The organism is Arthrobacter sp. LjRoot78 (assembly GCF_964254335.1).
Lineage (GTDB): Bacteria > Actinomycetota > Actinomycetes > Actinomycetales > Micrococcaceae > Arthrobacter.
Genome location: NZ_CAXUTG020000001.1, coordinates 3834534 through 3853479 on the forward strand (window position 1 = coordinate 3834534; position 18946 = coordinate 3853479).

An 18946-nucleotide genomic window follows, 5' to 3' on the forward strand; every position below is an offset into this window, starting at 1 on the left:
AGGATCAACTTTCTGGTGCGTGGGTACGGTGAGCGCTGGGCCGGAACCGGGTGCGCTAGGCGGAAACGCGGCGTTTGCGGGGCAGCCCGAGTTCTTCGAGCGGGGTCTTGTGGGTTTCCCTCGCCGTCGCGATGGCGATCGCGGAGACGGTCAGGCAGACCACCGTGAAGCTGGCCACCGGTATCCAGCCGCCGGGGCCGGGCTGGGCGAGCATTGTGGCGATGACGGGGGCGAACCCGGTGAGGATCAGGCCCACCTGGCTGCCGATGGCCATTCCCGAGTAGCGGACCGGGGCGGGGAACATCTCGGGGAAGAAGACCGTCCAGACGCCGTTCCAGCAGGAGTAGAACACGGACATGTTCAGGAACCCGAAGACAAAGATGAGGGGGACGTTGTGCTCGCTGATGGCCCAGAAGTAGCCGAACGAGGTGACAGCGCAGCCGAGCGCGCCCACGAGGAGCACCTTCTTGCGGCCGAACTTGTCCGAGATGATGCCCGCCAGCGGGATGGTGAACATCGACAGGCCGATGGTGACGGCGTTGACGGTGAGCATCAGCGTCCGGTCCAGCCCGATGGAGGGACCCGTGGCGTAGGCCAGTGCGTACACGGTGAAGGTGGTCTGCATGACGGAGAACAGCATGACCAGGGCTACCCGCAGGACGTCGCGCCACTGTGTCTTCAGGACCTCGGCTGCCGGGATGCCCTTGGGCTTGGCCGGATCCACAGCTTCTTCGAAGACCGGCGGTTCCTCCAGGCGGGTGCGGATCCAGTAGGCGACGCCGAGGACCACAACGGACAGCCAGAACGGTATACGCCAGCCCCAGCTGAGCAGCTGGTCTTCGGGAAGGGCGGCCAGCGGGATGAAGACCACGGTGGAGAGCACCATGCCTGAGGCGTAGCCGGTCATCACGAAGCTGGTGAAGAAGCCGCGGCGGCCTTCCGGGGAGTGCTCCATGGTGAGGGTGGACGCGCCGGCGGCCTCGGCACCCGCGGAGAAGCCCTGCGCCAGGCGGCCGACCAGCAGCAGTGCGGTCGCCCAGTAGCCGATTTGGCCGTAGGTGGGCAGGAAGCCGATGCCGATCGACGCGACGCCCATGATCACCAGCGTGATCATCAGTGCCTGCTTGCGGCCCACCTTGTCACCGAAGTGGCTCATCACGATGCCGCCCAGCGGCCGGGCCAGGTACCCGACGCCGAAGGTTGCCATCGCTCCGAGCAGTGCCACCACGGGGTCGCCGCCCGGAAAGAAGATCTTGGGGAAGACGAGTGCTGCGGCGGTGCCGTAGATGAAGAAGTCGTAGTACTCCAGGGTGGACCCCAGGAAAGAAGCCAGGGCCGCCTTCTTGGGCATCTTTTCCGGGCGGTTTTCTACGACGGCGGTCTCCCCAAGCTCAAGGGCCGGGGGTTGCTGAACATGTCCCATAGTGTCTCCTCATCGAGTGTCACGGGTTAAGGGTGGTGGGGGCCGCCGCCACGTTGCGGTGGCACGTTCCGTAAGAGTTTTGGGGCCGGGAGCTTCCGCCAGCCGGCGGGCGGTTGCGTGGCTCCCTGATGAAAAACTGTATGAGCGGCATCACAGATTTCAGCGCCAAATCCCATTCAACGGGACGCCTGCCACGGGGCAGCTACACGGGACAGCTACAGGGGACGGCGCACCGGGACGGGCGGGATCGTCCTAGGTCTTCGCGTCCCGGTCCGCCGCGGCCTGGCGGCCCGATTCGAGCCAAGGCCGGTTTCCGTAGGGCCGGCGCTCGGCACCCATGGTCCGGGACAGGCCGCGGCCGGCGGCCACCAGCACCGGCAGGATCAGCTGGGGCTTCTCATCCGCGGTGGGAACGACGACGGCGATCGCACCGATCACGCTGTTGCCCTCACCGAACACGGGAACGGAATAGGCGGTGTTTTCCGGAACCAGGACGCCGGCCAGCCGGACATAGCCCCGCTCCCGGATCAACGCCAGGTGTGCGCGGATTTTCACGGGGTCCGCTTCCGTGTTGGGCGTGGTCTTCTCCAGCGGGCCGGCCAGGAAACGCTCCTGGACGTGGCGGGGCATGTGGGCCATCATGGCGAGGCCCGAGGAGGTGTTGTGGATGTCGAGCCGGCCGGCGACGTCGGCAAGGTTCAGGACGGTGCCGTGCCGGTCGAGGCGTTCGAGGTACAGGACGCTGCCGGATTCGACGTCGGGGATGGACAGCGAGACGTTCTCGCGGACGGCCGCGTGGACACCTTCCAGGAAGGGAAGCCCCCGGCGCCGGAACTCTTCGAGGGGGTTGCTGCGCGAGGCAAGTTCCCACATCTTGACGCCCACGCCGTAGTCCCCGGCGTCGCCGCGGTTGAGCAGCCCGCTGTCTACGAGGTCGTTGGCCAGGCGGTGCGCGGTGCTGCTGGACATTCCGGTGATGCGGACCAGCTCGGCGAGCGTCAAACGCGGATGCCCCCGGGAGAAGGCATCGAGGATCTTCACCACCCGCTGGATGACGGACTCCCCCGATGCGGAGTTCGCCATGGTTCCTCCCGGTTGTGCCAGCTTTTCTCCTGCCAATATATCCCCGTGCCGGCAGGACTGCGGGCCCGTGGAAGTAGCCTAGGGGTGAACAGGCCTGCACCTGGCGACAGCAACGGGGCAGGCCATCACGGGAACACCGCCGGGAGGAACAACGTGGAGCTGCGGCAGATCGAGGCTTTCCTGGCGGTGGCCGAGGAACTGCATTTTGGCCGCGCCGCCCACCGGCTTCGCATGGCGCAGTCCCCGCTGAGCCAGACCGTCAAGAAGCTGGAAAAGAGCCTCGGCACCGACCTCTTCGAACGGAACACCAGGGCCGTCTCGTTGACCACCGCCGGCTTCGCCTTCCTGCCGCACGCACGGAAAATCCTGGAGGAGCTGGACCTGGCGCGCCGGGCCGCCACCGCGGATGCAGGCGAAGTGTACGGCCGGCTCAGCATCGGGTTTTCCGGAGCACTCAACCACAAGACCCTCCCCCCGCTCACCCGGGCGCTGCGCAGCAGCTACCCGCACCTGGACCTGACCCTCAGCGGCGGACTGCTCACCCAGGATGCCCTCGACCAGCTCCGCAACGGGTCCCTGGATCTGTCCTTCATCGGGCTGCCGGTGGATGCTCCCTCCCTGGCCACGCGACGTATCGCCGTGGAGCCGCTGGGCGCTGCAGTTCCGGAGGACCATCCGCTGGCCGGCCGGCCACAGATTGCCCTGGCCGACCTGGCAGCCGACGGCTTTGTCACCATGCCCGCAGCCCAGGGTTCCACGCTGAGGGAGGCGGTCTTTTCGGCGTGCACAGCTGCGGGCTTCAGGCCGCGCGTGGTGCAGGAGGTCTCCGATCCCTATATGGCCCTCTCCCTGGTGGCCGGCGGTGTGGGCGTCAGCCTGGTGCCCGACTCCATGGCCGGCATCATGCCCGGCGGCACCGTCTTCATCGCGCTTTCCGGCGCGGCGCCGCTGCTGGCTTCCGGGATCGCCTGGAATCCTGCCCTCATCTCGCCGGCCCTCAAGCTGGCACTTGAACTGGCCGATTCCGTGCTGCCCACGCCGCCGCGCTAGGACCTTCGAACTGCTCAGCTTGGCGGTTGACTATGTAGTTTTCACACATAGTCTCTGACCAAAGAAGTGTTGGACGCGTCTCAATCCAGGTCCCACGATGAAAGGACTCCACTGCACATCACTCAATGAAGAGGACACCGCCCCATGGCAACTTTCGCCGTCACCTATGCCTACTCTGACGCCACGGCCGGCCAACGCGACAAGCACCGGCCACGCCACGTTGAATTCCTGAAGTCGCAGTTCGACGGCGGCCGGCTGCTGACGAGCGGCCCCTTCGGCTCCGGCGAATCCCCCGGAGCCCTGCTGATCCTCACGGGCACTTCCAAGGCCGAGGTCGAGGCACTGATGGATCAGGATCCGTTCTTCAGCAACAACCTCATCCAAGAGCGGACCATCCGGCAGTGGAACATCTTCTTCGGCGCCGAACGCGTGGACGCGCCATGCTGACCGCCCGCACTGTTGCCAGGGAAACCATCAGCTACGAGGACATGGCCGAGCCTGTCCTCGAGCAGGGCCGCGCCCTGGTCCGGGTCCACCATGTCACCCTGTGCGGCACCGACCTCCATATCTGGGAAGACGACTACCCGGCCGAACTGCCGGTCGTTCAGGGCCACGAGTTCTCCGGCGTCGTCGAAGCAATCGGCTACAACGCTGCGGGCATCCGCGTCGGGGACAGGGTTGCCGTCAGCCCGATGACGTACTGCGGAACCTGCCGGCCATGCCTGCAGGGCCGGTTCAACGTCTGCCGCAACATCAGTTGCATCGGCTGCTATTCCGACGGCGCCCTGGTGGAAGTTATCAGCGTCCCGGTGGACAAGCTGTGCCCGGTTCCCGAGGGCCTGGCGCTTGAACTCGCCGCCATGGCCGAGCCCGCCTCCATCGCCATGCAGGCCGTGAACCGCGGCCGCCCCGCGGCAGGGGAAACCGTACTTGTCCTGGGCAGCGGCCCCATCGGGCTGCTCGCCACCCTGTACCTGACCGACCTGGGCGTGGACGTGGTCTGCGCGGACACGGAGGTTGACCGCCTGGAACTTGCACGCGACTTCGGTGCTGTGGACACGCTGCTGGTGGACCCGGCCGGCTTCCCCGACGCCGAACAGGCCGCGCGCCTGGGGCGGCTGACCGACGGCTACGGCCCCGGCCTAGTGCTCGAGGCCACCGGCGCACCCTCCTCGCTGGAGAACGCCATACGCCTCGTAGCCAGCGCCGGCCGCATCGTCCAGGTGGGCATTTCAGCGCGCTCGGCCACGGTCTCAATGAAGGACATTCCGTTTAAGGAACTGGACCTGCTGGGCAGCCGGAACAGCCTCAACCTGATCCCCGACGGGCTGGCCCTCCTGGCGCACCATCCGGACCAGGCCCGGGCCCTGATGACGCACCGTTTCGGCTTCGCGGACCTGCAGCAGGCGTACGAACTGATGCGCAACCGGACGGAGAAGGTGGGCAAGGTCCTCATCGAGATGCCGGCAGCCGGCACTTCGGGAGACCGTGCCTCTGCCGGAGCAGCAGCAGCATTCGCACCGGTAGGAGGGCCGGCATGAACCCGGTCTCAGACGAGACCCACCCGGTGCTCACGCCGGCAGAGGAACTGGCTCCTGCACACGATGTGGTGGTGATGGGAAGCGGAGCCGCCGGCCTGGTGGCGGCAGTCCGCGCGGCGGACGCCGGGCTGAGCGTGCTGGTGGCCGAGAAGGCAGCCCTGCTGGGCGGCACCACGGCCGCCGGCGGCGGCGTGATGTGGGCTCCAAACAACCATCTGGCAGCCGAGGCCGGCTACAGCGACAGCCATGACCGCGCCGTCGAATACCTCACGGAGGCAGCAGGGCACGCCCTGTCCCCCGAAGAAATCGACTGGTACGTCCGCACCGCACCTCGCGCCGTTGCCTACCTGACCGGCAGCACCCGGGTGTCCATGACCCCCATCGCCCGCCCCGATTACCACTTGGAGTGGAACGGAGCGGCCGACGGCGGCCGCGGCCTGGACAACGACGCCTTCGATCCGTCGGGCTACCCGGGCCTGGCGGAGGCGATCCGGCCGTCGTCGTACTTCCCGCTCCTGACCATGACGGAGCGGGACGAGCTCAACGGCCGGGCCGCCGATCCTGCCCTTCTCGAGACGAGGGCCGCCACCGGGGTGCGCACCATGGGCGGCGCACTGGTGGGCCGGCTGCTGGCGAGCGCCCTGGACCGGGGTGTCCACATCGCTGCCGAAGCACCGGTGGAGGACCTGGTCCGCGCCGGAAGTGGCTGGAGGGTCACGCTCGGTACAGGGGCGGGCCGCAACAGGACGCTGGCGGCTGCCGCCGTCGTCCTGGCCTCCGGCGGGTTCGAATGGAACCGGAGGCTGCGCCAGGCGTTCCTGCCCTTCCCGGTGACGCCCATCAGTGCGCCGTCCAACGAGGGCGACGGGCTGGAACTGGGCCTCAAGGCCGGGGCTGCGGTGGCTGACATGACGGCCATCTGGGGTGTTCCTGTGATCTCCGTTCCGGCGCACCGCTACGACGGCCGGCAGTCCGGCCGGATGGGCAATGTGGAGATGACCCTGCCCGGTTCGATCACCGTGAACGCCGCGGGAAAGCGCTTCGTCAATGAGGCTCTGAACTACCACGACGCCTGCCGGGTGTTCGCCTCGGTGGACCCCCACACGGGGCGGCAGCTGAACAATCCGGCATGGCTGGTGTTCGACTCCGCCTACCTGTCCAAGTACCCCGTGGCCGGCTCAACGCCCGGGTCACCGGCGGAATGGATGACCTCGGCCGGAACCGTGGAGGAGCTGGCCGCGAAGCTAGGAGTGGACCCCACCGGGCTCGGCGAGACCGTGGCCCGGTTCAACAAAGATGCTGCTGCGGGCGTCGATACCGAGTTCCGCCGCGGCGCCACGCCCCAGGACCGCTTCCTGGGCGATACCGGCAACACCCCCAACCCGTGCCTGGCTCCCCTGGCCACCGGCCCGTTCCATGCGGTGCCGATTTCGGCGGGCGTGCTGGGCACCTCCGGCGGGCTGGAAACCGACTTCGACGGCCGCGTGCTGGACCGCCGGGGGGATCCGATCCCCGGGCTTTACGCCGCCGGGAACGTTGCTGCCGGCGTGTTCCGGAACAACTACCCTGGCGGCGGGGCCACCCTGGGGTCCGCCATCACGCGGGCCTTCGCCGTGGGCGAGCACCTGGCTCGGCGCCAGCAGAACTGACAGCACGAGCAGCGCCAGGAGCGCTGAGCAGAGAACACCACGGCGAGGGGCCGACGGCGGGAGTTTCCGCCGTCGGCCCCTCGCCTTTTGTGCGTGTGACGCGGGACACAGAAGAAATTCCAGCGAAGTGATTGCCTTCCGGCCGGTCAGTCGGCCACACTTAGGGTGGATCCGCAGGAACGACAAAACGTTCCCGGTCCCTCCGCCGGATGCATCGCACCGGCCCCGCCCCATCTCAGAATGCCGGGCCCTTCGAATCACCTTCAGCTCGAATCTCCTCCCGCCTCACACGGCACCCTTTTTGTCCTCCCCGGATTCCCTTATCCGAAGCACGGCCCGGCCCGGCCAACTTCCCTCAACACGCAGTGCCCGCCCCGCGAAAGAGAGCACCCCATGATCAAGCACCATTCCGACATCCTGCTCGAGATCATTGCCCACGATCCCGCAACGATTGAAAACGACCTCAACAGTGCCGTGGACATCGCCCTCCGGCACGCCATGGAGGAACGCCGCCACGGCGTGCTGGTCACGCAGACCGGCTTCTCCACCTACACCGTGGCCGTCAGCCGCGATGTTCCGTACGGCGAAACCCGGGAGCTGCGGCAGTGGGCTTCCATCTCCTAGGAAGGTCCGCCGCTGTACGCACCCGCACCCCGCCTGTAGCGTGGGACCACACCGCGAGATCAGGAGCAGCCGATGAGTACGGAACACAACGAAGCCGACGACATCGTGAGCGATGGCGTAGAGGACGAAACCAACCCGGTGCCGAGGGAAAAGCCGGCGGACCAGGCGTCCGGCCGCCACGCCGGGCCCGGCCCTGTCGATGGCCGCCCTGCCGGTGCGGACGGCACCAAACCCCCGGGACCGGCCGAGGAACAGAACAGCAAAACCCCGGACCACCGGGGCCTCACCACCGAACCCAGCTCCAGCTGACATAGAAAGCGACAACAAAGAGGAGGAGTCCGACGGCGGCAATTGCCGCCGTCGGACTCCTCCTCTTTATGCTTTTCCTGACTAGGTTGCTGACTGCGTTGTGCCGGTCAGGCAGTCTGGCCTGCGTGCTCGCCCTCTTCGATCTCTTCCAGCAATTTGTCGTTGAAGGCCTTGAGGTCCCCGGGGTGCCTGCTGGTGACGAATCCCTGGTCCACCACAACCTCCTCATCGCTCCAGAGAGCGCCCGCGTTCTTCAGGTCGGTCTGGAGCGTGTGGTACGAGGTCAGCTTGCGCCCGCGGACCACGCCTGCGTCGATGAGCAGCCAGGGGCCGTGGCAGATGGACGCCACCGGCTTGTGCTGTTCGAAGAAGCTGCGGGCAAAGGCCTGCGCATCCCTGTCCACGCGGAGGTGGTCCGCATTGACCACTCCGCCCGGGATCACCAGCGCATCGAAATCAGCAGCGCGGGCCTCGGCCGCCGTGATGTCGACGTCGAACTTCTCGCCTTTTTCGGTGCCGTGGAAGCCCTGCAGTTTTCCGGCCTTGGGCGCCACGAGGGTGGGCTCGCCGCCTGCCTCCTTCACTGCGTTCCAGGGGCTGGTGAGCTCCACCTGCTCCACGCCGTCGGTCAGCAGGAACGCAACCTTCTTGCCTGCAATATTGTGCGCTGACATATGTCCTCCTTCGCCGGATGCCTTACGGCTTTAACACTAGGAACGCCGGAAATAATAAGCAAGCTGACAATTCGTTTGTCAGGGACAATCTGCCCCGGACAAACAGTGCTAGCACGGAAGTCAGGGACAAGGCCCCGAGCGGACCATGGAAACACGGCATCAGGAAAGGATTCCTGGCCGAAACCACAATCACCGCAACAGGAGCAAAAAAAATGTCCATGACCGCCGGAACAAAGAAGTCCCGCCCGTCCCGCGCCAAGATCGCACTCGTCTCAGCAATGACGCTGGGACTTGCTGCGGGCGGCGTCGCCTTGGCCGCACCAGCCCAGGCCGCCGCCACCAACTACGCCTGCACCGTGGTGCCCCTGAAGCCCATCTTCGCGGGCTTCAACTCGTCCGGCACCAAACTGGTGGACTACCGGATCAACGTCTACTGCGGTGCCAACCGCTACGTCAACATCGAGCAGCAGCGCTGGGAAAGCGACGACTGGCCCAACGGTGACGACCACCTCGGCAACTCCTCGTTCAGCCGCTACCTCGGCCCCGCCAACGGCTGGTACACCATCCACAACGTCCGCACCCTGACCAACACCGAGATCGGCAACGAGGAGGTCTACCAGAAGGTCCGGCATCAGGAAGGCGTGGGTGGCGTCTGGTCGCCGTTCACCGGCTGGACCGGCAGCGGCACCACGTCCATGTCCAACTAGTTCCGTATCCAACTGAGTCCGACCAACCAGCAGGCAATCCGGCGGCTGTCCCCACGGGGGCAGCCGCCGTTTTGCTAGTGCCGGCGCAGGTAGGTGAGCACGGCGAGGACCCGGCGGTGGTCCTCGGGTTCGGGTCGCAGCCCCAGCTTCAGGAAGATGCTCCGGATGTGCGCCTCCACCGTCCGCTCCCCCAGGAACAGGGTCTTGCCGATCGCCTGGTTGGTGCGCCCCTGGGCCATCAGTTCCAGGACGTCCCGCTCGCGGCTGCTGAGCTCGTCCTCCCCCTGGTGTCCGTTGTGCGGCCGGGCCACCATCCGGGCCACCAGTTCAGGATCGACGGCGGTCCCGCCGGCCGCCACCCGGTACAGGGCGTCGATGAAGTCGTCGATGTCGGACACGCGTTCCTTCAGGAGGTAGCCAAGCCCTTTCGCTCCGTTCCCCAGGAGCTGCATGGCGTTCTCCGTCTCCACATATTGGGACAGCAGCAGAACCCCCGTCCCGGGCTGGTCGCGGCGGATCGCGGTGGCGGCCTGGATGCCTTCGGTGGTGAAGGTGGGCGGCATGCGGATGTCGACGATGGCAACATCAGGCTGCTGCGCTGCGATACATCCCAGTAGCTCCTGGGCGTCCGCGGCCTCGCACACCACCTCCAGCCCTTCGGAACTGAGCAGCGCGGCAAGGCCGCGGCGGAGCAGCGCCGAGTCGTCCGCGATGGCGACGCGCAGTGTCATGGCAGGTCCTCCATCGGGTCGGCCGAGAAGGGCAGGGTTGCGGCCACGGTTGTTCCGCGGCCGGCCGGGCTGGTGACCGTAAGGGAGCCGCCCAGGGCCGCCGCCCGGTCGGCCAGCCCCAGCAGGCCGCCGTCGGCGCCGGGACTCGCCCCGCCGATCCCGTTATCCGTCACGTGCAGGCTGAGTCCGTCTTCCGTGCCTTTGACGCCGATCTGCAGGTTCGAGGCCCGGGCGTGCCTGGCGGCGTTGGTCACGGCCTCGGCGCAGATGAAATACGCTGCGAGTTCCACCGGCGGCGGAGGCCTTTGCGGCAGGTCAACGTCCAGCTCGATGGGCAGCGCGGACCGCTCCGCGAGCGCCGTGAGCGAGCCGCCCAGGCCTCTTTCGCGCAGCGACGGCGGGTAGACGCCCCGGGCCAGTTCACGCAGTTCCGCCAGCGCAACGGCGAGCTCGTCGCTGGCCTGCGCCACAAGGACTTTCATCTCCTCGGGGCTCGCGGCACGCCGTGCCCTCGCCAGGTCCATGGACACGCCCACCAGACGCTGCTGCGCACCGTCGTGGAGGTCCCGTTCGAGTTCACGACGCCGGGCGTCCCCGGCGGTGACTATCCGTTCCCGGGAGCGGCGGACCTCGACCAGCTGGTCCCGCAGCTGCTGCTCCATGTTCTGGTTGTCCAGGGCCAGGGACGTGGCGCTCTGCACTGCCGCCAGCAGCTGGGGCTGGTCCCGGAGTGCTTCGTCGAAAACCAGGGCCCCGACGGGCGTGCCGTTACGCTCCAGAACCATGGCCGCCCGCCCGGATCCGTCCTCCGGGACGGCGCGGGGCACGCCGTCGTCGTCCACGAATCCGGACAGGGCTGGCGACCACCGCCACAGGCTGAGGGTGGGGTCCCGGACCGACCTGCGCAAGGCGCGGATCAGCCGGTCACTGACCGGCGCCGCACCGATCTCCACCAGCAGCTCGCTCAGCGCGCCGCGGGCGAACCGGTAGCGCCAGAGCCCCAGCAGCACGGCGAGCGGGACGATCGCCGTCGCCGGGTATTGCCACAGCAGTGCCTCATTGGACAGTGTGCCGGTCAGCTGGACCACGGCAAGTGACACCCAGACGGTGGAGGCGGTCTTGATGATCACTGCCAGCCACAACGGCAGGAAGGCCGCCCGGTAGGCGGCTGAGCCGGACTGCCAGCGGGCCACGAGCACGGCCACAATTGCCAACCCGATGCCCACCTGGAGAATGCGGGCAACGTCGCCGATAGCGCTGGTGAGCTGCGGGCTGTCCCACAGCAGGAACAGGTTCCGGGACGTGGACTCCCCTGCGGCGATGTGCAGCCGGGGGTCGAAGAACGCCCAGCTCGCCACGGCAATCACCGCCCAGGCGGCGAAGAAGAAAACCACGACCGCCCGTTCCGCACGCGAGCGCAGGACTCCGGACGGGAAGCTGAGGGCCAGCTGCAGCAGCGGAGGCTGGTACATCAGGGTCAGCCCCACCCCCACCGTAAAGAGGACCGGATCACTGGACCGCCGCACGCCGGCCGCCAGCCACAGCAGCCCGGCCACCACCAGCAGCAGGCCGGGATTCCGGTTGGGCCGGGTCTGCCACGCGGTCACGCCGGCCAGGACGAAGGCAAGCCCGACGGCGACGAACAGGGAGAGTTCAAAGACTGAGAAAGGTGCCCGGGCCGGGTTCTCGCCCCAGCGGATGACACCCTGGGCGTTGAGGACACCCAGCGTCCGGGCGGGATCCTGCAGGGCGGCCGGCTGCCAGTCGATCGAGATCAGCACCAGGGCCAGGACGCCCACGGTGGCAGCCACTACGAATACCAGTTGCTTGGGAGTCACGGTGCTTCCCTCCGCCAAGCTTAAGAATAGGCGCCCGTCAGGCTATTCGGCAGCCATCTGCGGCGCCAGCCGGTAGCCAATTCCCCGCACGGTTTCGACCCACCTGGGCGCGCGCGAGTCGTCTCCCAGCCGTTTCCGCAGGTTTCCCATGTGGACTTCGACGGTGCGCTCCTCTGCCGTGCTGACGTAGGAGCCGGTGTCGTAGGGTTCGTTCCTCAGGCGGCGGACCAGGTCGGCCTTGGTCTGAACCAGGCGGCCGTTCTCCAGGAGCACCAGGAGAAGGTCGAACTGGGTCCGGGTCAGCTCAATCCGTAGCCCCTCGAATTCGGCGGTCCTGGTTCCCTCGCTGAGCGTGAGGCCGTTGTGCTCGAAATCGGCGAGTTCGGGATCGGCAGGCTCACCCTGCCGGAGTGCCGCCACGGCCGGGACGGACGACAGTGCGGCATCGTCCGGAGTGTTGAGCGCTCCCCGTGCATCACCGGCCGGTCCCGCCAGCCTGTGGCCAGCCCGCCTCGGCCGTCGCAGCATGGCGGCGATCCTCGCCCGCAGCTCGCGGGGACGGAAAGGCTTGGTCAGGAAGTCGTCGGCCCCTGCTTCGAAGCCCATGATCGCGTCCGCTTCGTCCACCCGGCCGGTCACAATGACAAGGTAGGCGTCGCTAAACGTGCGGATGCGGCGGGACGCTTCCAGGCCGTCAAAGTCCGGAAGCCCGAGGTCCATGGTGACCACCACCGGGTTGTACCGGCGGACCGCCTCAACACCTTCGAGCCCGGAGGCGGTCGCGTGGACGGCGAAACCTGACTGCAGCAGCACCTCCCGCAGGGAATTCCTGACGTCGTCGTCGTCCTCTACCACAACGGCAATGCCGCGTTCTTCCATCTATGCCCCCATAGTCTTCGGCCAGTCACCCCTTCATATTCGTCGGCAGGGAGCCCGCGGATGGGTATCTCCACTAACTGGACATATGAGGTTGATGATGAGCCTACACACGGCGGGACAGCGGACATTGCCGTCGAATCAAATCTTGTGCATCTCTTGAGTTCGCCCCAGGTATCCCCGGGAACTTGAGCCAAAATTGCGTCAAAGTCGCGTCATTCATGATTCCGCCGGTCCACCCTTGAGTCATACATCCAGGCGGGAACCCAGCACCCGTGAGAAGGAAGCATCACAGGCTGCAAGGAAGCAGGACCGGCCATGAAAAAGGCTCAAGCTGCCAATGAGGTCGCCGCGATCCACGGCGTCATCACCGACCAGGCACCGTTGGATTTTCACGCCCTGGGGCTCGCCGGCTGCATCGACCGGCTCGCCGCCCCGCTGCGGGAGCAGGGAACCACGGTCCGGTGGGAGACGCCGCACCACGGCGTCGAGATACCGTCCGGCACTGCAGGGCTGCTCTACCACGCCGCCCAGGAGGCCCTGAGCAATGCGCTCAAATTCGCCGGTGCCACCGAACTGACCGTCCGGCTCGCGGCAGTACATCACGGCATCCGGCTGACGGTGGCCGACAACGGTGCAGGCTTCGACGGCAATGACCGCACGGGCAACCGCCCGCAGGGATTCGGACTGTTCCTGATGTCCATCGCAGTCCATGACGCCGGCGGCACCGCAACCATTGACAGTGCGCCCGGCGAGGGTACCCGCGTCACGGTCACGCTTCCGCTGGACTGACCACACGCTTTTACGGGGGATTACCATGCATATCAGCCCGGGCCGTTGTGCCCACGGAACCAGCAACCGTCTCCAGTATTATTTTGCCCATGACCAGGCCTGCGGTGAGGGCTCCTATCGCGGACGTGGCCCGCACTGCACTCGATACCGTCTGGGACCGGATCTTCTTTATGGTCGGTGGTGTCGCCGCCGCGTGGTTGACCTATCTTCTCCTTGAGCTCAGCTTCCAGTGGGGCTGGGGCCAGCTCTGGTTCACGTTCGTCTTCTGGGCCATGCTCGCCTACCTCGTCCTGCCCAGGCTCCACTCGATCCTGACCCGCGTCTATGTGCCCGACTATTTCATCGGGCGCGCCCGCACCAGCGACGGCCTGCTCGGCGATCCGGTGAATGTGGCCCTGCTCAGCTCCGAAGCCCAGCTCCACCACGTGATGCGCCGGGCCGGCTGGACCATCGCCGACGACGTCACCCTGGCCAGCAGCCGGAGGATCATCACCTCCACCCTGCTGCGCCGCAGCTACCTTGAGGCGCCGGTCAGCCCGCTCTTCCTCTTCGGCCGGCAGCAGGACTTCGCGTACCAGCAGGAAGTGGACGGAACCCCGGGCAAGCGCCACCACGTCCGCTTCTGGCGGTGCCCGCCCGGCTGGCTGCTTCCCGGCGGCGTGGCCGCGGACTGGCTGGCCGCGGGCACGTACGACCGCAGCGTCGGCTTCTCCCTGTTCACCCTCCAGATCACGCACAAGATCGACGAGCACACGGACGATGAGCGGGACCACATCGTCGCGTCCATTTCCGCCGCCGAACCCTCGGCCGACGTCCGGGTGATCCGGGACTTCTCCACCGGGTATCACACCCGCAACGGCGGCGGCGATGAAATTGCCACCGACGGCGACCTTCCCATCATTAACCTGCGGGCAACGATGGTGCCCGGCGTTGCCGTTCCGCGGCTCGCGAGCGACAGCAGGAACAGGCGCCCTGCGCCCACCATCATCGGAGCCGCCCTCGTGGCCGGCCGTGCACTCGCCGCGGCGGCACTGGCCCTGTCCGTCCTGCTCTTTCCCGCCGGGCACTTAAGCGAAGGCCAATCGCAGCTGGTGCTCTACGCAGGGGTGGCAGTACTGGTTCTCTCTGCCCTCGCGGAACTACTGCTCGCCTGGTTCGTCTTCCTGGGACGGAACTGGGCGCGCACGCTCGCCATGGCCTTGAGCACCGCCGCGATCGGCCTGCAGGTCATTGACGTCGCTCACGGGGGTCCTGGAATCACGCTGCAGACCAACCTCCCCGGCCTCACCTTGGACATCCTGCTGATCCTCGCGCTGTCCAGCGAGCGGTCCCGCGTCTACGCCCGCCGCGACCGCAAGGAGCCAAAACGGATCGCCGCACGGCCCGGCGGCCGCGCAGCGATCTGACCGCCAGACCGTCAGAGCGTGGACGGGTCCGTGTTCGCGCCGCACAGGATCACGGCCACGCGTTCGCCTTCCGCCGGGACGTAGGCCCCGGAGGTCAGGGCGGCAAACGCCGCCGCCGCGCCGTGCTCCACCACCATCCGGTAGTCGGCCCACAGCCGCGAGCGCGCGGCGACAATCTCATCGTCGGACACCAGCACGCCAGCCACGCCGGTCCGCACCGCGAGGTCAAAGCCGATCCGGCCGATCCGGCGCGCTCCCAGCGAGTCCGCGGCAATCCCGGAAACCGCCACATCCACCGGTTCGCCCGCCTTCAGCGCGGCGTGCAGGGTGGGGGCGGTTGCGGGCTCCACTCCCACCACCCTGGCCAGGCCTTCGACGGCCGCGGCGATCCCGGCCATCAGGCCTCCACCGCCCACCGCCACCAGCACGGTGTCCACTCCGCCCAGCTGTTCCAGGAGCTCCGAACCGACTGTGCCGGCGCCGGCGGCAATTTCGGGCTGGTCGTAGGCGTGGCAGTACACGGCTCCGGTCTCGGCCGCGTAGGCGGTGGCGGCGTCGTAGGCCACGGCATATTCGGCGCCGCGCTGGATCACCGTGGCCCCGGATTCCCTGAGTTTCTTCACCTTCATGGCGGGGGCTGTCTCCGGGACAAAGACGGTGGCGGGTACTCCCGCCTGCGCGGCGGCGTAGGCGTTGGCCAGGCCGGCGTTGCCGCCGGAAGCGACCACTATGCCGACGTCCTCCTTGAGCTCACCACGCTCGCGGCAGGAAAGCACGCGGTTGAATGCGCCCCGGGCCTTGAACGTGCCGGTGTGCTGCATGAACTCGCACTTCAGCCACACCGACCCGGGAAAGCTCTCCGGGTCCGCTTCGATCACTGGCGTGCGGCGCACCAGCCCGGCAATCCTGGCGGCAGCTTCGTCGACGTCGGACCGGGTAATCACCGCACTCCCCCGGCCGCCGTGCCGGCTGGTGCCGTGGCGCGCCCGCCGTAGTCATGGCCGATCTGGCGTGCGGCGTCCAGCAGGAACGGGACCACCGTCTTTTCGATGGCTTCCGCCGGAGCCCGGTGGGTCTGCAGGGACACGTTGACCGCGGCAACGACCTCGTGGCCGCGCCAGACCGGGACGGCCACACCGCGGAGGCCTTCCTCCAGTTCCTGCGAGACCATGGACCACCCCCTGGTCCTGGCTTGTTCCACTTCGGCCTGCAGCTGTTCGAGGGTGCCGATCGACCGCTCGGTGAACCGCTGCAGCTGGACGGAGTCGTAGTACGTTTTCAGCTGGGCCTCGGACAACGCACCCAGCAGGACGCGTCCCATGGACGTTGCCCAGGCCGGGAACCTGGTACCCACACTGATGGAAACGCTGAGGAGGCGGGGCGACGGAACGCACGCGACGTACACGACGTCGGTGCCGTCAAGGATGCACAACGACGTTGTCTCGTTCAGCTCCGCGGCCAGGGACTTGAGGTGCCGCTCGGCGATTCTGGGGAGCGCAAGGTTTGCCAGGAAGGACTGCCCGATGTCCAGCGAGCGGGGGGTCAGTTCGAAATGTGAACCTTCGGCCCGCAGGTAGCCAAGGTCGGTCAGCGTCATCAGGAACCTCCGGGCTGAGGCCCTGGTCATGTCAGATTTCGCGGCAACCTGGGACACCGTCAGGCGGGGTTCGTCCGGAGCGAAGGCGCGCAGTACGTCAAAGGCCTTCTCCACCGACTTCACGAAGTATGCGGGTTGTTCCGCCATGGAATCGCTTGCCCTTCCTGAAGCTCACATCCGGCGCCCGCGGACGCGTGGCCGCCGGCTTGTTTCGATCATATCCGGCCCCTATCCGCCGCACGACCGCGCAACCCGGCGGGTCCAACTCCGGTCAGTTCCGGCCAGTTCCCCGCCGCATCCGGTCAGCCATCTGCCCGGATATGCGTCAGCGTCCGCCCCAGGAGCGTTCCCGTCTCCGGCGCCAGGCCAAGAATGGGGATCATGGCCGCCGCCTGCGCCCGAAGGTGGTCCCAGCCGTCGGCGTACGCCAGCCCCTGCGCCTTGGCGCTGGCGATGGTTGCGGTGGTGTGGCCGGCGTAGACGAAGTCATAGACAACGGCATCCGGCGAGAGCTGCGACTGCCCCCACGCCGGTTCATCGTCAATGCCCTTGCCGAGGGGTGTCGCATTGACGATCAGGGATGCGCCGGGCGCGTGGTCCCGGGATTCGGCCCAGGACACGGCGGCGGCCTCCATGCCCAGGCTGGCAGCAAGGTCCACCAGCTGCTGCGACGCCAGCAGATCCTTGTCCGTTATCGTGACCCGGTCTGCCAGCCCCGCCAGTGCCACGAGGGTTGCGCGTGCGGCGCCGCCCGCCCCGAGCATCAGGGCGTGCCGCTGGTGCCGGCCGCCCAGGAGTTCGACGACGGCGGTGATGTCCGTGTTGTGCGCATTCAGCCTCCGGCCGTCCCGGACCAGGAGGTTGGAGGCTCCGCTGAGCCGGACCGGTTCGGTGACGGTGTCAGCCGTTCCCGCGGCCCACTGCTTGTGGGGCATCGTCACGTTTGCAGCCACGACGTCGGCCTCCAGCATCGCAGCACGTACGCCGGACATGTCCTGGCCGGCAGGCACGTCCCATGCTTCGTACGTCCAACTGCTCCCGAGCTCTTCGAAGACCGGGCCCCACAGCCCGGGCGACATGGCGCTTGAAGCAGCCGAGCCGATAAGGAACAAACGGTGTGCGGGCGTTCGGTTCTCCATAGTGACCCTCTCATGTGAAGACGCAGTCGGTTGCCCGGCCAGGAAAGTGTTGTGAGGCACCTCACTCTGCGGTACTCTATTCCATAATCGCATACCGCACAGCTGTTCGGAATGCGCACAAATGGGAAATTCAGACAGTCTTTCAACGCGGAGGGACCAGCATCATGACCAACACAGCCACGGGCGCCGGCATCGGAGCCGAACAGCGCCAGCTCAAGAGGGCCAAGAAAGCAGCCCTGGCCGCGTTCCTCGGCGGCGCCCTTGAGTACTACGACTTCTTCATCTACGCCACTGCGGCGTCGCTGGTCTTTTCCAAGATCTTCTTCCCGCCGGGGGACCCCACGGTCGCCCTGATCGCCTCCTTCGCCACCTTCGGCGTGGCGTACGTGGCACGGCCTTTCGGCGCAGTGGTCTTCGGGCACCTGGGTGACAAGATCGGCCGCAAGAACACGCTGGTGCTGACCCTCGTCCTGATGGGTTCGGCCACGTTCCTCATCGGCGTGCTGCCCGACTTCAACACCGCCGGCTACTGGGCCCCCGCCCTGCTGGTCCTCCTGCGCCTCATGCAGGGCCTCTCCGCCGGGGCCGAAACGGCTGGCGCCTCGGCACTGTCCACCGAAGAAGCCCCCGAAGGACGCCGCGGCTTCTTCGCCAGCTTCGCCATGAGCGGCATCTCCGCCGGCATTGTCCTGGCCTCCCTGGCGTTCCTCCCCGTGGCCGCCATGAGCGAAGCGGACCGCCTCGCCTGGGGCTGGCGCATTCCGTTCTGGCTGTCGCTGGTGGTTCTGATCGTCGCCTACCTTGTCCGCCGCTCGCTGGAGGAACCGGAGGTCTTCGAGGAGAAGCATGATCACGGCGAACTGGTGAAGCTGCCCTTCGCCAAGATGTTCAAGACCCACCCGGCACAGTTCTTCCAGGTGGCCCTGATGTCCTTTGAAACGGTCACGAACACGTTCATGCAGTCCTTCGGCCTGGCCTACGCCGTCTCCGTGGGCGTGCCGGCCTCCACCATGCTCTGGGTCAGCATCACGGGCAACATCATCGCCGTCGTATCCCAGCCGTTCATGGCCTGGCTCTCCGACAGGTACGGCCGCCGTCCGATCTTCATCACCGGCGTCCTGGGTTCAGGCCTGATGATCTTCGTGTACTTCTCCGTGATTTCCACGGGCAACATCCCCATGATCTTCCTGACCAGCACCCTCATCACGGCAGGCACCTACGCCATGTCCAACGCCATCTACCCCGCCTGGTTCTCGGAGCTGTTCAACGTCAAGGTCCGCTACTCCGGCATGGCCATCGGCCTGCAGGTCGGCATCCTGTGCGCCGGCTTCACCCCGCTTCTCGGCACCGCCCTCGTCGGCGCGGACAAGGCGAACTGGGGCCCCGCCGCCTGGATCGTGGCTGCATCTTCACTCCTGGCCGTGGCCGGTGCTTACTGGGCCCGCGAGACCAGCAAGACCCCGCTGCGCGAACTGGGCAACCCGGTCCGCTAGCGGACCGCTAACGG

19 protein-coding genes are annotated in these 18946 nt (G+C 67.2%); 10 read left to right on the forward strand and 9 right to left on the reverse strand.

Annotated features, from left to right (window positions below):
• Window positions 1–55 precede the first annotated feature (55 nt).
• A complete protein-coding gene (locus ACSQ1X_RS17815; protein ID WP_436058641.1) occupies window positions 56–1423 on the reverse strand; it encodes an MFS transporter in 1368 nt (455 codons plus the stop codon).
• Between the two features lie 252 nt (window positions 1424–1675).
• The gene (locus ACSQ1X_RS17820; RefSeq protein ID WP_436058642.1) at window positions 1676–2506 is read right to left on the reverse strand and encodes an IclR family transcriptional regulator; all 831 of its coding nucleotides are present in this window, start codon (window positions 2504–2506) and stop codon (window positions 1676–1678) included.
• Window positions 2507–2590: 84 nt separating this feature from the next.
• Here ACSQ1X_RS17820 and ACSQ1X_RS17825 point away from each other — a divergent pair, with 84 nt between their 5' ends.
• The 6 genes from ACSQ1X_RS17825 to ACSQ1X_RS17850 all read left to right on the forward strand — a co-directional run bounded on the left by ACSQ1X_RS17825 (window position 2591) and on the right by ACSQ1X_RS17850 (window position 7679).
• Window positions 2591–3556 (forward strand): LysR family transcriptional regulator, encoded by a 966-nt coding sequence (locus ACSQ1X_RS17825; protein WP_436058643.1) that lies wholly within the window; start codon window positions 2591–2593, stop codon window positions 3554–3556.
• Window positions 3557–3700: 144 nt separating this feature from the next.
• Entirely contained in the window at window positions 3701–4003 is a 303-nt protein-coding gene (locus ACSQ1X_RS17830; RefSeq protein ID WP_436058644.1) for a YciI family protein, read from the forward strand.
• Complete coding sequence (locus tag ACSQ1X_RS17835) at window positions 3997–5097, forward strand: alcohol dehydrogenase catalytic domain-containing protein (protein WP_436058645.1); 1101 nt, start codon at window positions 3997–3999, stop codon at window positions 5095–5097. Before ACSQ1X_RS17830 ends, ACSQ1X_RS17835 begins: the two co-directional genes overlap by 7 nt.
• Window positions 5094–6746: an FAD-dependent oxidoreductase gene (locus ACSQ1X_RS17840; protein ID WP_436058646.1), complete on the forward strand. Its 1653-nt coding sequence runs from the start codon at window positions 5094–5096 to the stop codon at window positions 6744–6746. The genes ACSQ1X_RS17835 and ACSQ1X_RS17840 overlap by 4 nt, the downstream gene beginning before the upstream one ends.
• Window positions 6747–7139: 393 nt before the next feature.
• On the forward strand, window positions 7140–7370 hold the full coding sequence (locus ACSQ1X_RS17845) for a hypothetical protein (RefSeq protein WP_055807384.1): 231 nt from the start codon (window positions 7140–7142) through the stop codon (window positions 7368–7370).
• A 72-nt stretch (window positions 7371–7442) separates the two neighbouring features.
• Window positions 7443–7679, forward strand: a complete 237-nt coding sequence (locus tag ACSQ1X_RS17850) for a hypothetical protein (protein WP_055807387.1) — start codon at window positions 7443–7445, stop codon at window positions 7677–7679.
• 107 nt (window positions 7680–7786) lie between these two features.
• Here ACSQ1X_RS17850 and ACSQ1X_RS17855 read toward each other — a convergent pair whose 3' ends face one another.
• Entirely contained in the window at window positions 7787–8353 is a 567-nt protein-coding gene (locus ACSQ1X_RS17855; RefSeq protein ID WP_055807390.1) for a type 1 glutamine amidotransferase domain-containing protein, read from the reverse strand.
• 218 nt (window positions 8354–8571) lie between these two features.
• On the opposite strand from ACSQ1X_RS17855, the gene ACSQ1X_RS17860 reads away from it, so the two are divergent.
• Window positions 8572–9060, forward strand: coding sequence for a hypothetical protein (locus ACSQ1X_RS17860; protein ID WP_235506139.1), 489 nt, complete (start codon window positions 8572–8574; stop codon window positions 9058–9060).
• Between the two features lie 74 nt (window positions 9061–9134).
• Here the strand turns inward: ACSQ1X_RS17860 and ACSQ1X_RS17865 are convergent, their stop codons facing one another.
• From ACSQ1X_RS17865 to ACSQ1X_RS17875, 3 genes are read right to left on the reverse strand one after another with little or no spacing between them, the layout of a single operon-like run.
• Window positions 9135–9791 (reverse strand): response regulator transcription factor, encoded by a 657-nt coding sequence (locus ACSQ1X_RS17865; RefSeq protein ID WP_055807394.1) that lies wholly within the window; start codon window positions 9789–9791, stop codon window positions 9135–9137.
• Window positions 9788–11629 (reverse strand): sensor histidine kinase, encoded by a 1842-nt coding sequence (locus tag ACSQ1X_RS17870; protein WP_436058647.1) that lies wholly within the window; start codon window positions 11627–11629, stop codon window positions 9788–9790. Before ACSQ1X_RS17870 ends, ACSQ1X_RS17865 begins: the two co-directional genes overlap by 4 nt.
• A gap of 42 nt (window positions 11630–11671) precedes the next feature.
• Window positions 11672–12508 carry a response regulator transcription factor gene (locus ACSQ1X_RS17875; protein ID WP_055807400.1) on the reverse strand — a complete coding sequence of 279 codons (837 nt, stop codon included), beginning with the start codon at window positions 12506–12508 and terminating at the stop codon, window positions 11672–11674.
• 315 nt (window positions 12509–12823) lie between these two features.
• On the opposite strand from ACSQ1X_RS17875, the gene ACSQ1X_RS17880 reads away from it, so the two are divergent.
• Window positions 12824–13297, forward strand: a complete 474-nt coding sequence (locus ACSQ1X_RS17880) for a sensor histidine kinase (protein WP_055807403.1) — start codon at window positions 12824–12826, stop codon at window positions 13295–13297.
• An 89-nt stretch (window positions 13298–13386) separates the two neighbouring features.
• Entirely contained in the window at window positions 13387–14703 is a 1317-nt protein-coding gene (locus ACSQ1X_RS17885) for an LssY C-terminal domain-containing protein (protein ID WP_436058648.1), read from the forward strand.
• Window positions 14704–14714: 11 nt separating this feature from the next.
• Here ACSQ1X_RS17885 and ACSQ1X_RS17890 read toward each other — a convergent pair whose 3' ends face one another.
• The 3 genes from ACSQ1X_RS17890 to ACSQ1X_RS17900 form a co-directional block, all read right to left on the reverse strand.
• On the reverse strand, window positions 14715–15647 hold the full coding sequence (locus ACSQ1X_RS17890; protein WP_055807409.1) for a threonine/serine dehydratase: 933 nt from the start codon (window positions 15645–15647) through the stop codon (window positions 14715–14717).
• Window positions 15644–16447, reverse strand: coding sequence for an IclR family transcriptional regulator domain-containing protein (locus ACSQ1X_RS17895; RefSeq protein ID WP_055807411.1), 804 nt, complete (start codon window positions 16445–16447; stop codon window positions 15644–15646). Before ACSQ1X_RS17895 ends, ACSQ1X_RS17890 begins: the two co-directional genes overlap by 4 nt.
• Window positions 16448–16602: 155 nt before the next feature.
• Complete coding sequence (locus ACSQ1X_RS17900) at window positions 16603–17439, reverse strand: shikimate dehydrogenase family protein (RefSeq protein ID WP_436058649.1); 837 nt, start codon at window positions 17437–17439, stop codon at window positions 16603–16605.
• Between the two features lie 164 nt (window positions 17440–17603).
• Here ACSQ1X_RS17900 and ACSQ1X_RS17905 point away from each other — a divergent pair, with 164 nt between their 5' ends.
• The gene (locus ACSQ1X_RS17905; protein WP_436058650.1) at window positions 17604–18932 is read left to right on the forward strand and encodes an MFS transporter; all 1329 of its coding nucleotides are present in this window, start codon (window positions 17604–17606) and stop codon (window positions 18930–18932) included.
• The last annotated feature ends 14 nt before the right edge of the window (window positions 18933–18946 follow it).